The sequence below is a fragment of the Streptomyces sp. NPDC016677 genome, from assembly GCF_055562815.1.
Genome location: NZ_JBVHEO010000004.1, coordinates 186,585 through 201,651, shown reverse-complemented (window position 1 = coordinate 201,651; position 15,067 = coordinate 186,585). Strand labels below are relative to the sequence as shown.

Sequence of the window (15,067 nt, the reverse complement as noted above, 5' to 3'; positions counted from 1 at the left end):
ACCGTGTCCGTGGACACGCTGCGTCTGGAACGCGACGCCGACGGCCGGGTCACCGGCTCCCGGCGGATCACGGAACCGGTGGGCCGGGAGGCTGCCCGGCACACCGGCGCGCTGCTCTCGCGGACCGCCGCCGGGGCCGGTACCGCCCACGGCGGGCTGCAGAGTGCCGTGGCGACGGTCCGCGAGTGGTACGACGCGGACGGGCGGCTGCTGGATCGCCGGACCGAGCTGCTGGCCCGGGTGGAGACCGCTGCCGGACCGGTCCTGTTCGGCACCTCCGGTCACGGCGAGCCCCTCGCCACGGCCGCGGAACTGCCCTGGCACGAAGGGGCCGGGCCCGGCGACACGGCCGGTGAGGGGCCTCCGGCGGACTGGCGGGAGCGGCCGCTCGTACTGCGGCCCTCCCCCGCCGCCGTGCTCGCCGCGGGCACGGCGTTCTCCCTGACCTCGCGCGGCGGCCGGGACACCGCGCGCCGGCTCGCCGGGCGCCGGGTCCTGCCGTCCCTGACCCTGCGCGACCTGCCCACGGCTCCCCCGGCCCGCGGGCGGGACGACCTGGGAGCCCCCGCGGAGCCCGCGGTCCTCGTGGACGACGGCCGGATCCGCCCGCCCGTTCCCCTGCGGGAGGGCGTGGCGGTGGGGCGCGCGGTCTGGGACCACGACACCGGGGCGTGCGGACCGCCGCAGCTGGCCCGGTTCGAACTCCTCGGCCCGGACACGGCCGTTCCGGCGGACGCGGTGGAACTCGTCCGCTGCGTCGAGGGACTTCAGCGCTACCACGGCGACGGCACCGTACGGATGCGGTGCCTGGCCCGGATCGCCGACCGGCCCGGCGTCCGGTTCACCGTCGTCCTGCGGGGCAGGCCCGTGCATCTGCTGCGCCGGGCCCACGGCCTGGCCGGCCCGCCCACGGCTGTCCACAGCGACAGCGATGTGACCACCCGCTCGCTGGTGCTCGCCGGCGCAGCCGAACTGGAAGGCAGCGGACATGCCGTCGTCTCCGTCAACACCCCCTGATTTCCTGCTGGTCGGCGGCGGCATCGTCGGTGCCTGCCTGGCCGAGGAACTGAGCGCCACAGGTGCCTCGGTCGTCGTCCTGGACGCCGGCCGGGAACCGGGCCGGTCCACCAACAAGGCCGCCGGAGTGGCCGTCCCCTCCCTGCGCTATCTGTCCGACCCGGAGTTCTACGGCTGGCTGCGGCTCGCCAAGAAGGACCTGGACGCCGATGTGGCGCGGCTGGAGCCGGAGTACGGCACGTTCAGCGTGGCCCGGCCCATCGTGCGGGCGCTGCGTCAGAGCGACGTCGACGCCCACGGTGAGGCGCTGGAGGGCGCGGGCGCGGGCCGGTGGATCGACCGGGACGGACTCGCCGCCGCCGGGCCCGGCCTGAAGCTGCCGGACAGCAGGCGGTACCTGCTCGACGACGGCGGGCTGATGGTCGACGGGCGGCGCTACCTCGACGCGGTGCGCCGACGCTGCCTCGCGCAGAAGGTCGTCTGGCACCAGGGCCGCACCGTGCGCGAGGTGCGGGAGGAGCGGGACGCGGTGTCCGTCGTCACGGACGAGGGCACGGTCACGGCCGACCGGGTGGTGATCACCGCGGGGGCGTGGACCTCGGGCAAGGGACTCGCGGAGGCGACCGGCATACGACCGCAGCGGGGTCAGATGGCGGTGCTGCGCTCCGGGGAAAGGCTCGGTGGCATCTTCTCCTCCGCGTACTACCTCGCGCCGGGCGTCGGCGACGACGTGGTCGTAGGCGCCACGGAGGAGGACAGCGGGTTCGCCGAACACGTCACGGCGCACGGCATCGGGCAGTTGCTGCGGTTCGCCACCACCGTCATGCCGGGGCTGGCCGAGTCGGTGCCCGTGGAGCTGCGGGCCGGGCTCCGGCCCGTCTCCGGCACCGGCCGGCCGCTCGCCGGAGCGGTCCCCGGCCGCGAGCGGGTCTTCATGGCGGCGGGGCACGCCGGTCACGGCCTGCTGTCCGCCCGGCACACCGGCAAGGGCATGGCGGCGGGTCTGACCGAGGACGACTGGGACGCGTTGCCCTACAGCATGTGCCCGGACCACGCCCTGGGGGGTTCGGCCTGATGCGCTTCGACCACGTGATCCTCGGCGCCCGCACGATCGGGCCACTGCGCGAACTGCTGTGGGAGCGCCACGGGTTCGGTATCACCGACGGCAGCCCCAACCCCGACGGTACGGCCAGCTGGGTGGTGCCCTTCGACACGCCCGACGTGCAGTACCTGGAGCTGCTGGTCACACACGACGAGGAGAAGCTGGCGGGCAGCGACTTCGGCCGGCTGTTCCTGGAACGCACCGCGGACGGCCCCGCCTTCCTCAACTGGGCGGCCCTCACCGAGGACATCAAGGGGACGGCCCGCGCGGTGGAGGCGCTCACCGGGGCGGACCCCGGTCTGTACGAGGGCGAGTCGGTGCGGGCGGACGGCGGGCGTGTGCCGTGGGCGGAGGCCGCGTTCGACGTGTCCTGGCGCAGCCGTGTGCTGCCGTTCTTCCTCAGCTACGGCAACCCCCGGGTACGCGCGGCCCGGGTGCCCGGCGACCTGGCGGCCGCCGGCCACCGGGTGTGTCCGCGCACGCTGGACCGGCTGGTGACCGGCCCGGCCCGGGAGCGGGAGTGGGCGCCGGACTGGCCGGGGCTGGCCGGCCTCGCGGTCACCACCGACGCCGCCGCGGGTCCGGAGATCACCGCGGTGCACATCGGCACCGCCGAGGGCGAGACCGTGGTGCGGCTGCCATGACGGCGGGGAACCCGGCTCGCCGGCGGGTGACCGCGCCCCGGCCGGCGAGGGGTACGGCGGCAGCGGCGCCGGAGCCGCTGCCGGTGCCGGGGATGCGGGACACGCCCGGGACGCCGGTGGCGGTGCCGGGCACGCCGGGAGCGCCGCCCGGGGTGCCCCGGCCGGGGCGGGGCGGGCTGGAGCGGGTGCGGGCCCCGCACCGGGAAGTGCCGGACGAGTACGGGCCGGAGCCGGAGGGGAGACCGGCCGGGCGGCGGCATTCACGGCCCGGGCACGCTCCACGCCCCTGGCGGGTTCCGGCACGGTGGGAACCGGCCCCGCGGCCGGCAGCGGTGACCGCGCTGCCGGCCACGGGGGTCCCGCGCGCGGCGGTGTCAGGGAGCCAGGTCCGGGGCGGCGTGGCGGGCCGCCTGGTGGGCCAGCAGGCGCTCCCTGGTCCCCTCGTCCCGGGCCGCCTGCGCGGCGGTCCAGGCGAGGGCCACCGCGCCCTGGACGAGTGCGCGGTCGGCGCCCGGGGCGACGCAGGCGGCGGCGAACTCCGGCTGGTGGTTGACCGCGTCACCGCTGCCGATGCCGATGCTGGGCTGGAGCGCGGGCAGCGCCCGGCTCACATTGCCCATGTCCGTGCTGCCGGTGGGCATGTCACGCTCCGCCTCCGGGGACACCAGGGGCCGGCCCAGTTCGGTGGCGGCCAAGCGGTACGCCTGCGACAGGAACGGGTCGTGCGCGAGTTCGGCGTACGCGGGGGTGGACAGCACCTCGTGGGTGCAGCCCGTGGCGACCGCACCGGCCTCGAAGCACGCCTCGATCCGGGTCCGGAGGCGGTGCAGCGACTCCATGTCGGCGGCGCGCAGGTTGTACAGGGCCCGGGTGTCGGCGGGCACCACGTTCGGGACCTCGCCGCCCCGGGTGACGATGCCGTGGACCTGCTGCCGGGGTTCGAAGTGCTGGCGGCCGACACCGACGGCCACCTCGGCAACGGTCAGCGCGTCGGCCGCGTTGACGCCGAGGTGCGGGGCGAGGGCGGAGTGCGACGGACGCCCGCTGTAGCGGACCTCCAGTTCCACGAGGGCGAGCGGGCGCGGCGCGCAGTTGTCCTCGGGGGCCGGATGCACCAGCATCGCCATCGACACCTCGTCGAAGACGCCGGCCTCCAGCAGGGTTATCTTCCCGCCGCCCTCCTCCTCGGCCGGGGTCCCGATGACCAGCACGGTGATGCCGAGTTCGTCGGCGACGTCGCGCAGCGCCAGGGCGGCGCCGGCCGAGGACGCGGCGATGACGTTGTGTCCGCAGGCGTGGCCGAGTCCGGGCAGCGCGTCGTACTCGGCGCAGAGTCCCACGGTGAGCGGGCCGCTGCCGAAACGGGCGGTGAACGCGGTGTCGAGACCGCCGGCGCCCTCTTCCACCTCGAATCCCTCACCGCGCAGGAGAGTGGCGACCTTGGCTGCGCTGCGGTGTTCCCGGAACGCCGTCTCGGGTTCGGCGTGAATACTTCTCGACAGGGCAATGAGTTTCTCCTCGGCACGGTCCACGGCATCGCCGCAGCGGCTTTTCGTCCGAGAAGAAATAGCCATCCGCATTCTTGCCTCCAGGATACGGGGAAACAGCTCGCCGTCTTCCGGACGAGCTTTTTCTTTCCTACCGGAGTCGACTTCGAAAAGCGAGACCGGCAAGGAGATCCGGCATGCCGTCACTGACATGGAACGTACCGGCGGGGGACGGGGAGCTCGCCGTCGAGGCCATGCCCTGGTCGCTGTTGCGGACGACGGGTTTCCCCGTCCGGCTGCTGGACGGGCTGGCGTTCCCGGAACTCCTCGACGACGCCGCCGGGCTGCTCGCGTCGGAGGGTGCCGTGGCCGCCGAACGGGCGGGCTTCCTGGACGAGCGCTGGGCGGGGCTGCGGGAGCGGGTGCGCGGTGTCGAACCCCGGCAGCGCTCGCTGCGCGCCCTGCACCGCTGCCGCACCGCGGTCGAGGAGGGAGCCGCGCTGGACGAGCGCTGTGCCGAGGTCCTGGACGCCACCGGGCTGCCGGACTTCGCACCCCGCTGGAACGCCCTCGTCGCGGCCCGTGAGGAGCGCCTGGAGACGTCGCGCGCGGCGTTCACGGCCGCCCTGCGGCGGGCGAGGCTGCGCACCGCGGAGGCGGGCGGGCTGGAGGCCGTCCGGCACGCGGTGTTCGTGTCGAACCCGGCGTTCTTCCGGACCGCGTTGGACACCCCCCCGGCCGCGCACGCCGGCTGGGCCGCCGGGGGCGCGGAGTTGCCGCGCGGACTGCGCCGCCGCCTCGACACCCTGCACCGCTATCTGCGGCGGTTCGCCACCAAGTGCGAGACAGTGTCGTTCTTCGGGCCGGTGCTCTTCGCCCGGCTGCTGCCCGGACAGCCGGAGCCGGTGCTGGTCGGCCCGGCCGGCCCGGAGCGCGTCGTGGTGGAGGCGAGCGCCTGGCTCGTGGAGCAGTTGAGGGAGCAGGCGGTGGCCGGGGTGCCGCTGGCCCGGCGGCGCGTGTGGCCGAGCCCGCTGTTCCGCGAGCCGGTGCCGGGGGCCGGGCTGGAACGGACCGTGGACGGCCGCCGGTTCACGGTGGCCGAGCCCGCGCTGGCGCTCTGGCGGGCCGCCCGCGCGGGTGCCGGGGAGCGGCTCGACACGCTGCTCGCGGCGGCCGGTGCGGCCGGCGCCACGGAGGAGTACGCGGCGCGGCTGGTGAAGGCTCTGGGGCCGGCGCTCGTCGTGTCGCCGTGGCGGCTCCCGGCGACCGAACTGCACGCGCTGACCAGGATCGCCGCCGAGCATCCGACGGCCGACGCGGTGGAGCTGGCCGAATACCGCGACAAGTACGCCGAGGCCGCCTGGCCCGGGCGCGCGGGGCACCTGGAGGCGGCGTGGGAGGTGAGCCGGCGTTCGGGCGGCGAGGTGTCGCGCGACGGCGGGCGGCACTACGCGGACCGGGAACTGTTCCACGAGGACAGGTCCAGCCCGTTCAGCGAGCGGGTCGCCTTCGGCGGGCCGGTCGTCGAGCGGCTGCGGCAGGTCACCGAGGCCGTGTTCCCGCTGTCGTTCCTCGCCGCGCTGCTGGCGCGGGAGGACGCCCGGGACGGGCTGCGCCGGGCGCTCGGGGGCGAACCGGGCTCACTGGCGGCCCTGGCCGTACGGGACGTCCCCGTGCGAGGTGAGCGCCGGCGACGGCTCGACAGCGTGCTGCGCCACGTGGTGTCCGCGGCGGCCGAACGGGCCGCGGCCGCCTCCGGCGGGGGCCGTCCGGCCGTCGTGGAACTCCGGGCGCGGGACCTGGACGAGGCGATGGCGCCGCTGTGGGAGACGGTCTCCTACGGGCCCGGCGACGCGTGCCTGCCCAGTCCCGACCTGATGGCCGTGGGGCCCGATCCGTCCACCGCGACCTGGGTGCTGTCGGAGATGCACGACGACTGCAGCTCCGTCTTCGGCGGTCTGGAACGGCCGCTGCACAGCGACCCCGACGGGTTGTGGGCCGGCTTCACCGAGCGGGTGAGCGGGGCGCTGCCCCCGGAGACGTCGGCGACGATCGTCTCCCGCAGGCGCAGCGCCCACGTGACACCCGAACTTCCGGGGATCTCGATCGAGTTGAGCGGGCTGTCGGCGAAGGACCGGGCCGAGACGGTGCCCATCGCCGACGTCACCGTGCCGGCGTCCGGGGACGCGGTGCTGGTCGGCGGGCGGCGCAGGCTGCTGTACCCGGGGGACATGTCGTCCCCGCTGCACCGGGCGGTCTCCCGGCCGGCCCTGGTGCCCGTCCCGGTGGACCTCGGCGCCTACACCCCCCGGATCACGGTGGAGGGGGTCGTGGTGCAGCGCGCGCGCTGGCGTCTGCGGCTGCCGGCCCGGGCCGCTGACGACCACGGCCGGTGGTGCGCGATGCAGCGGCTGCGGGCGGAGCACGCGCTGCCCCGGCACGTCTACGTGAAGCACCCGGCGGAACCGAAGCCGCTGTACGTGGATTTCGCGGATCCGCTCGCCGTCCTGGACCTGGCGCGGCTCGTGGAGGACGAGGTGCTCGTCTCCGAAATGCTGCCCACACCCGACGCGCTGTGGTGGCGGGTGGACGGCCGGCCGCATTGCGCCGAGGTCCGGCTCGGATTCGTGGTGAGTCCGGTACGGAATGCGTGAGCCGCCCGGCTCGCGTGTTTCCGGAATCGGAGAAAACGGCTCGGCGCGTTTCCGGCCGGGCGACGGACAACAGTTTTCCGACAAGTGACACACATCGAGGAGAGAAACGCATCGTGAACGACGACCGACGTATCACCAACCTGGTCAGGGACGCGTACGACAAGTCCGCGGAACAGTACGACTCGGCGGGGCAGATGCTCTTCCACCCGCTGGGCAAGCTGGTCGCCGACTCCCTGGACCTGCGGCCGGGCGAACGCGTGCTCGACATCGGCTGCGGGCGCGGCGCCTGCCTGTTCCCGGTGGCGCACCAGGTGGGCCCGGAGGGCTTCGTCCTCGGCATCGACCAGGCGCAGGGCATGGTCGACGCCTGTGCCGCCGACATCCGGGCCCGCGGTCTGGAGGGCCGGGCGCGGGCCGAGCTGGGCAACGCGCAGGACTTCTCCTTCGCCGAGCCGTTCGACGCGGCGAGCGCGGGGATGGTGCTGTTCCTGCTGCCGGCCGCGGAGAAGGCGCTGGCCTGCGTGCACGCCGCGCTGCGTCCCGGCGGGCGGTTCGCGGCCACCACCTTCCCCACCGAGAACGGCCGCCTGGCGACGGGCTGGGAGTCGGCGGAGATCCTCTCGGGTGTGCTGGCCCGCTATCTGCCCGAGGGCGTCGAGGACCCGTGGAAGGTGGTGCTCGGGCTGGGCGGTCCGCTGATGAGCGCCGAGTCGACGGAGGCGGCGTTCCGTGCGGCGGGCTTCCGCGAGGTCGACATCAGCCATGTGCCGGCCGAGTCCCGTTTCGAGACGATCGACGACTACCTGGTCTGGACCCGGACGGTCACCACGCGCGTCCAGTGGGACCTGGTGCCCGAGGAACGGCAGGCGGAGGCCACCGACGAGGCCCGCGAGGCGCTGCGGGTGCTCGCCGGGCCCGACGGCTCCCTCGAGTTCTCCTGCCCGACCAGGACCGTGCGGGCCGTCCGCTGACGGCCCCCCTTCCCCGAAGCGAACCCTGAGCACGAAGCCGAGAGGTGCGAGGAATGCGTACTGAGATCATCCGGCCGCTGTCCGGCCTGCTGGGCGACCACGCCGCCCGGATCGGGGACCGTACCGCCTTCTACGACGCGCGGCGCGGCGTCACCTACCGAGAACTGGACCGGCGCACCTCTCGGCTGGCGGGACATCTGGCGCTCCTCGGGGCGGCGGGCGGCGGGCGCGCCGCCATCCTGATGGGCAACACCGTGGAGGCGGTGGAGAGTTCGCTGGCCGTCATCCGGGCGGGCGGTGTCGCCGTACCGTTGAACCCGCAGGCGTCGGAGGCGGAGCTCGCCCACTTCCTCGACGACAGCGGGGCGTCGGTGGTGCTGTGCGATCCGCCCCGGCTGGAGCGGCTGCTGAAAGTCCTGGAAGGCCGGCCGGGCCCGCGGATCGTACTGACCGGGGAGATCCCCCCGGACTCCGGTGTGCCGGAGGGCACGGTGGAGTACGAGTCGCTGGCGGCCTCCGGGCCGGAGGGGCCCGCACCGCGGGAGAACGCCCTCGACGCGCCCTCGTGGATGCTGTACACGTCGGGCACGACCGGCCGTCCCAAAGGCGTGCTGTACTCGCTGCGCAGTTCGCTCTGGCTGGTGGAGGCCTGCCATGTGCCGGTGCTCGGCATGACGGAGGACGACCGGGTGCTCTGGCCGATGCCGCTCTTCCACGGCCTGGGCCAGAACCTGTGCGTGATGGGCGTGATCGCCGTGGGCGCCCGTGCCCGGCTGATGAACGGCTTCGCCGCCTCCGACGTGCTGGAGGCGCTGCGGTCGGACGGGGTGACGTTCCTCGCCGGTGTGCCGACGACGTACCACTACCTGCTGGACCGGGCGCGGCAGGAGAACCTCGAACTGCCCGCGCTGCGGCTCGGTTTCGTGGCGGGCTCGGCGAGCGGCGCTTCGCTGGGCGCCCGGTTCGAGGAGACCTTCGGTGTTCCGCTGGTCGACCAGTACGGTTCGACGGAGACGGGGGCGATCACCTCCAACCGGCCGACGGGCGACCGGGTGCACGGCTCCGCGGGCCCTGCCGTACCGGGTGTGCGCTTCCGCCTGGCCGACCCCGGCACCGGGGCCGACGTGCCGGCCGGCGCGGAGGGCGAGGTCTGGGTCAGCGGCCCCAACGTGATGCTCGGCTACCACGGGCGCCCCGAATCGACGGCCGAGGTGCTGCGCGACGGCTGGTACCGGACCGGCGACCTGGCGCGGCGTGACGCGCTGGGGCACCTGACCCTCACCGGCCGGCTGAGGGAACTCATCATCCGCGGCGGCGAGAACATCCACCCCGCCGAGATCGACGAGGTGCTGCGCGAGGTTCCGGGGGTGGCCGACGCGGCGGTGGGCGCGGAGCCGCACGACGTACTCGGCGAGGTGCCCGTCGGATACGTGGTGCCGGGTGAGGGCGGGGTGGACGCCGAGGCGCTGTTCGCCCACTGCCGTGACCGGCTGTCGTACTTCAAGGTGCCCGAACGGCTGTACACCGTCGAGCGGATCCCCAGGACCGCCTCGGGGAAGATCACCCGGCATCTGCTGGCGGACGCGGGGGGCCGGCTGCTCGGGTCGGCCGCGCTGCTCGGTGCGGAGGGGGACGGGAGGGACGGGGAGCGTGACGGCGCGCGGCGGCTGCGGACGGCCGGGATGCCGCCGGCCGAACGGGCCCGCGCCGTGTCGGACCTCGTGCTCGACGAGGTGGCGCGGGCACTCGGGCTGGAGGAGGGCACGCGGGTCGCGCACGACCGGCCGTTCGTCGACCTCGGGCTGGGCTCGCAGGCCGTGGTGGCGCTCGGCGGCCGGCTGACCGCGGCGGTCGGACTGCGGCTGCCCGCCACGGTGGTCTTCGACCACCCGACGCCGGCGTCGCTCGCGGACCGGCTGCTGGCGGAGCTGTCCGGCTCCTCCCCCTCGGCCCGTCCGGCACCGGCGGCCCCGGCCCGGGCGGCGGGCACGGACGAGCCCGTCGCGATCATCGGGATGGCGTGCCGCTACCCCGGCGGCGTCGCGTCCCCGGAGGACCTGTGGGAGCTGGTCGCCGAGGGCCGGGACGCCACCTCGGAGTTCCCCACCGACCGGGGCTGGCCCCTGGAGGACCTCGTCGACCCGGACCCGGACCGGCTGGGCACCAGCTATGTGTCGCGGGGTGCGTTCCTGTCCGACCCGGCCGGCTTCGACGCGGGCTTCTTCGGCATCAGCCCGCGTGAGGCGACGGCGATGGACCCGCAGCAGCGGCTGCTGCTGGAGATCGCCTGGGAGGTGTTCGAGCGGGCGGGCATCGATCCGGCCCGGCTGGCGGGGACCAGCACGGGGGTCTTCGTCGGCAGCAAGGGACAGACCTACAGCACCCTGGCGGCGCCCGCCTCGGAGTACGAGGGCTACCTCGGGTTCGCGACGTCCGGCAGTGTCATGTCGGGGCGGGTCGCGTACACCCTGGGCCTGGAGGGACCGGCCATCACGGTGGACACGGCGTGCTCCGCGTCCCTGGTGGCGCTCCATCTGGCGTGCCAGTCGCTGCGCTCGGGCGAGTCGTCGCTCGCGCTGGCCGGCGGGGTCACGGTGATGTCCACCCCGGACGACATGATCACCTTCAGCCGGCAGCGGGGACTCGCCCCGGACGGGCGGGTCAAGGCCTTCTCCGACACCGCGGACGGCACGGCGTTCGGTGAGGGTGCCGGTGTCCTGCTGCTGGAACGGCTCTCCGACGCCCGGCGGGCCGGCCACCCGGTGCTGGCGGTGGTCCGGGGCAGCGCGGTCAACCAGGACGGCGCGTCCAACGGGCTCACCGCCCCCAACGGTCTGGCCCAGCAGAGGGTGATCACTCAGGCGCTCGCCAACGCGCGGGTCGCCGCCGCCGAGGTGGACCTGGTGGAGGCCCATGGCACGGGCACGGCCCTCGGCGACCCGGTCGAGGCCGGGGCGATCCTCGCGACATACGGTCGAGGGCGGGACCCGGAACGGCCCCTGTGGGTGGGATCGGTGAAGTCGAACATCGCGCACACCCAGGCCGCCGCCGGCGTGGCGGGCGTCATCAAGCTGGTGGAGGCCATGCGCCGCGCCACGCTGCCCGCCACCCTGCACGTGGACCGGCCCTCCCGCCACGTCGACTGGTCCGCGGGCGGGATACGGGTGCTGACGCGGGCCCGCGCGTGGGACGCCGCGGACCGCCCCCGCCGCGCGGGCGTGTCGTCCTTCGCCATCAGCGGAACCAACGCGCATGTGGTCCTGGAGGAGGCGCCGGGAGCCGAGGGGGAGGAGGCTGGGGCGACCGGGCCCGCCGCGGACGCCGGGGCGGCGTACCTGCCCTGGCTGCTGTCCGCCCGGTCGGCCGCCGCCCTGCGCGACCAGGCCCGCCGGCTGGAGACGTTCCTGCGCGGCGCGCCGGGGGCCCGCCCGGTGGACGTGGGCCGCACCCTGGCGTTGTCCAGGGCCGGCCTGGACCACCGGGCCGCCGTCGTCGCGAACGGCACCGAGGACTTGCTGCGGGGTCTGTCCGCGCTCGCGGCGGGCGAGCCCGCGGCGGGGACCGTCACGGCCACGGTTTCCCCGAACCCGTCCACCGCGTTCCTCTTCACCGGCCAGGGCGCCCAGCGCCTGGGCATGGCCCGCGCCCTGCACCAGGCGTTCCCCGTGTTCGCGGACGCCCTGGACGAGGTGTGCGGCCATCTGGACCGGGAGGTGCGGGAGTTGCTGCTCGCCCCGCCGGGCACGGCCGACGACGGGCGGATCCACCGGACGGTCTTCGCCCAGCCCGCCCTGTTCGCCCTGGAGACCGCCCAGTTCCGCCTCCTGGAGGCGTGGGGCGTGCGGCCGGACGCCCTGGCGGGCCACTCCGTGGGCGAGGTGACGGCCGCCCACGTGGCGGGCGTACTGTCGCTGCCGGACGCGGCCCGGCTGGTCACCGCCCGCGGCGCGCTGATGCAGGCGCTGCCCGAGGGCGGGGCCATGGTGGCGGTGGAGGCGACCGAGGAGGAGGTGCTGCCGCTGCTCGCCGGGCTGGAGGACCGGGCGGGGATCGCCGCGCTCAACGCGCCCGCCTCGCTGGTGGTCTCCGGCGACGAGGACGCGGTGCTGTCGATCGCGGCACGGCTCGGGGAGCTGGGGCGCAGGACACGGCGGCTGACGGTCAGCCACGCCTTCCACTCCCCTCTCATGGACGCCGCCCGGGACGGTCTGCGCACCGTGGCGAGCGCTCTGGAGTACCGGGAGCCGTCGCTGCCGATCGTGTCGACCGTGACCGGGGAACCGGCCGGGCCCGCGCTGCTGACCCCTGACTACTGGGCCGGACAACCGCGTGCCGCCGTCCGGTTCGCGCCCGCGGTCCGGACCCTGCGCGAGCGGGGTCACGGCGTGTTCGTCGAGCTGGGGCCGGACGGGGTGCTGACGGCACTGACCAAGGACATCCTCGGTGACGACGGCCACACGGCGGTGCCGCTGGCCCGCCGCGACCGGCCCGGGGCGGAGACGGCGGTCGCCGCCCTCGGCGCGCTGCACACGGTGGGTGTCCCCGTCGACTGGGAACGGTTCTTCGCGGGGACCGGAGCACGGCACGTCACCCTGCCCACGTACGCCTTCCAGCGCCGCAGGTACTGGCTGCCGCTCCGGTCGCGGGTCCCCTCGGACGGCGCCGCGCCCGTCCTGCCGGCCGGTGCGCCGGCGGCCCCGGGCGAGACCGCGGAGCCGCCCGCGGTGACCACCGGGGCGCCGGCCGAGCGGCGCCCGGCCGGTGCGACCGCCGCCCTCGCGGCGGGACTGGCCGGGCTGGACGAGGACAAGCAGCTGCTGTACGTGATGGAGCGGGTGGCCGCCCGGGTCGCCGCCGTCCTCGGTCACGGCGACCCCACGGAGATCGACCCCGACCAGCCGTTCACGGAGATGGGCTTCGACTCCCTGACGGCCGTGGAGTTGCGCAATCAGCTCGGTGATCTGACGGGGCTGAGGCTGCGGGCGACGCTGGTGTTCGAGTTCCCGAGCCTGGCCGTGCTCGCCGACCATGTGCTGACGAAGGTCCTGAGCGAGACCGCGAGCGGCGAACGAGACCTCGATGAGGTGGACTTCGCGGCGGAGGTCGCGCTCGACGAGGACATCGTGCCCGCGGACACCACGGTCCGGGTCGCCGCGGACCCGCGCGAGGTGCTGCTGACCGGCGCGACCGGCTTCCTCGGCGCCTACCTGCTGCGGGAGCTGCTCGGCACGACGGGCGCGCGGGTACGCTGCCTGGTGCGCGGCGCGGACGAGGCGGAGGCGCTGGGCCGGCTGCGGGCCAACCTGGAGTGGTACGAGTTCTGGGACGACATCGACACCGCACGGATCTCGGTCGTCGTCGGCGACCTGGCCGAACCGCTGCTGGGGCTGACCCCGGAGCGGTTCGACGAACTGGCCCGTACCGTCGACGCCGTTTACCACGCGGCGGCGACCGTGAACGGTCTGTACCCCTACTCGGCGCTCAGGGCCGCGAACGTGTCGGGCACTCAGGAGATCCTGCGGCTGGCGGCCCGGCACCGGACCGTGCCCGTCCACCACGTGTCGTCGACGGGCGTGTTCGCGGCCGAGGCCGTGCCGGGGGTGGCGCTGAAGGTGACGGACACCCCCGGCCCGGCGTCGGCGCTGTCCTCCGGCTACCGGCAGACGAAGCTGGTGGCGGAGCAGATCATCGGGCTCGCCCGGGACCGGGGCCTGCCCGTCTCGGTGTACCGGGTCGACGAGATATCCGGGGACTCCGACCGCGGCTTCTGCCAGACCCACGATTTCGTGTGGCTGAGCATCAAGGGCATCGTGCAGGCGGGGGCGGCGCCCGCGGACCCCGCGGGCGTCTTCCATCTGGTGCCGGTCGACCACGTGAGCGCGGCGATCGTGCGGCTGTCGCGTGAGGAGCCGGCCGCAGGCGGCACCCACCACATCGCGAACCGGACGCATCTGCCGTTCGCCGAGATGATGACCGCGCTGCGCGACCTCGGCCACCCGGTCGACGAACTGCCGTGGGACCGCTGGGTCGCCCGGGTGAAAGCCGACCGTGAGAACGCGATCGTGCCGTTGATCGACGGCTTCGAGTCGACGATCTACAGCGGCAGGAACCACTACCTGACCGTCGACACGACCGAGACGCGGCAGCTGCTGGCCGGCACGGGCATCGAGTGCCCGCCCATGACCCGCGAACTCTTCGAGAAGTACGTGCGGTTCTTCGTACGCGTCGGCTACTTCCCGCAGCCCGGCGTGGTGCGCGCGGGGACCCCCGCTCAGGGGCCGCGGCTGCGGGACGCCACCGCGGCCGACCTCGATCGCGCGGCCGAGATCTGCTTCGACGCCTTCAACGCGACGAGCACCGCTCTGGGGCTGCCTCCGGAATGGCCGTCGGTGGAGGCGGTGAAGGAGCTGTTCCGCGGTCGCTTCGCCGCGCCCGGCTGTGTCGCCCTGGTCGCCGAGGACGCCGACGGGACGGTCGTCGGCTCCAACTTCCTGGTGTCGGGCGGGACGGTGGCGGCGGTCGGGCCCCTCAGCGTGGATGTCAACGCCCAGTCGGGCGGAATCGGGCGGGCGCTGATGGAGGGGGCGTTCGCGGCGGCCGATCGTCTCGGCTTCACGTCCGTGCGGGGGGTGCAGGTCGCCAGCAACCTGCCGACGTACCGGCTGTACGCGACGCTCGGGATGGCCCCGCGCGAACAGCTGTCGGTGGTCCGGGGGTTCGCCGCGCCGACGCCCGCCGTCATGGCGGGTTTCGAGGTGCGTCCCCTTGAGGAGGCGGACGTCGCCGTGTGCCAGGAGCTGTACCGGACGGTCAACGGCCACGCCCGGGACGGGGAGATCCACATGGCCGCCAAGCACGCCTTCGCCTGGTCGGCTCCGTATGTGGTGGTGGACCGGGCCGATGGCCGGATCGCCGGGTACACGACCGGGCTGTCCGACCTGGGCCATGCCGTCACCAGGTCCGAGCCGGCCCTGCGGGCGCTCTTCGCGGGCGCCGGTGAACTGCTGCGGAGGGCCGTCCCGGACGGGCCCGAGCCGGTGCTGCGGATCGCGGGGCGGCTCTATCCGGAAACCCTGTCGTGGGCGATGCGGAACCGGGGTCTGTCCCTGGTGCGGCTCGACACGCTGATCACTCGGGGCTCCTACACCGGCCCCGAGTCGGGGGTGTACTGCCCGGGGCTGTCCTACTGACC

The 15,067-nt window shown here is 74.8% G+C and carries 7 protein-coding genes; 6 read left to right on the top strand and 1 reads right to left on the bottom strand.

What is annotated here, in order from left to right:
- Positions 1-9: 9 nt before the first annotated feature.
- The 3 genes from ACZ3IG_RS14280 to ACZ3IG_RS14270 are packed head-to-tail and all read left to right on the top strand — an operon-like array spanning position 10 to position 2,763.
- Positions 10-1,017, top strand: a complete 1,008-nt coding sequence (locus ACZ3IG_RS14280; protein WP_467431911.1) for a hypothetical protein — start codon at positions 10-12, stop codon at positions 1,015-1,017.
- Complete coding sequence (locus ACZ3IG_RS14275; RefSeq protein ID WP_467431910.1) at positions 989-2,092, top strand: NAD(P)/FAD-dependent oxidoreductase; 1,104 nt, start codon at positions 989-991, stop codon at positions 2,090-2,092. Before ACZ3IG_RS14280 ends, ACZ3IG_RS14275 begins: the two co-directional genes overlap by 29 nt.
- Positions 2,092-2,763 carry a VOC family protein gene (locus ACZ3IG_RS14270; protein ID WP_467431908.1) on the top strand — a complete coding sequence of 224 codons (672 nt, stop codon included), beginning with the start codon at positions 2,092-2,094 and terminating at the stop codon, positions 2,761-2,763. Before ACZ3IG_RS14275 ends, ACZ3IG_RS14270 begins: the two co-directional genes overlap by 1 nt.
- A 374-nt stretch (positions 2,764-3,137) precedes the next feature.
- On the opposite strand, the gene ACZ3IG_RS14265 is transcribed toward ACZ3IG_RS14270, so the two are convergent.
- Positions 3,138-4,337, bottom strand: a complete 1,200-nt coding sequence (locus ACZ3IG_RS14265) for a M20 family metallopeptidase (protein WP_467431905.1) — start codon at positions 4,335-4,337, stop codon at positions 3,138-3,140.
- A 110-nt stretch (positions 4,338-4,447) separates the two neighbouring features.
- Here ACZ3IG_RS14265 and ACZ3IG_RS14260 point away from each other — a divergent pair, with 110 nt between their 5' ends.
- The 3 genes from ACZ3IG_RS14260 to ACZ3IG_RS14250 all read left to right on the top strand — a co-directional run bounded on the left by ACZ3IG_RS14260 (position 4,448) and on the right by ACZ3IG_RS14250 (position 15,065).
- Entirely contained in the window at positions 4,448-6,904 is a 2,457-nt protein-coding gene (locus ACZ3IG_RS14260) for a lantibiotic dehydratase (RefSeq protein WP_467431904.1), read from the top strand.
- A 113-nt stretch (positions 6,905-7,017) separates the two neighbouring features.
- Complete coding sequence (locus ACZ3IG_RS14255; RefSeq protein WP_467431903.1) at positions 7,018-7,875, top strand: class I SAM-dependent methyltransferase; 858 nt, start codon at positions 7,018-7,020, stop codon at positions 7,873-7,875.
- A 53-nt stretch (positions 7,876-7,928) separates the two neighbouring features.
- Positions 7,929-15,065 (top strand): thioester reductase domain-containing protein, encoded by a 7,137-nt coding sequence (locus ACZ3IG_RS14250; RefSeq protein ID WP_467431900.1) that lies wholly within the window; start codon positions 7,929-7,931, stop codon positions 15,063-15,065.
- Positions 15,066-15,067: the final 2 nt, after the last annotated feature.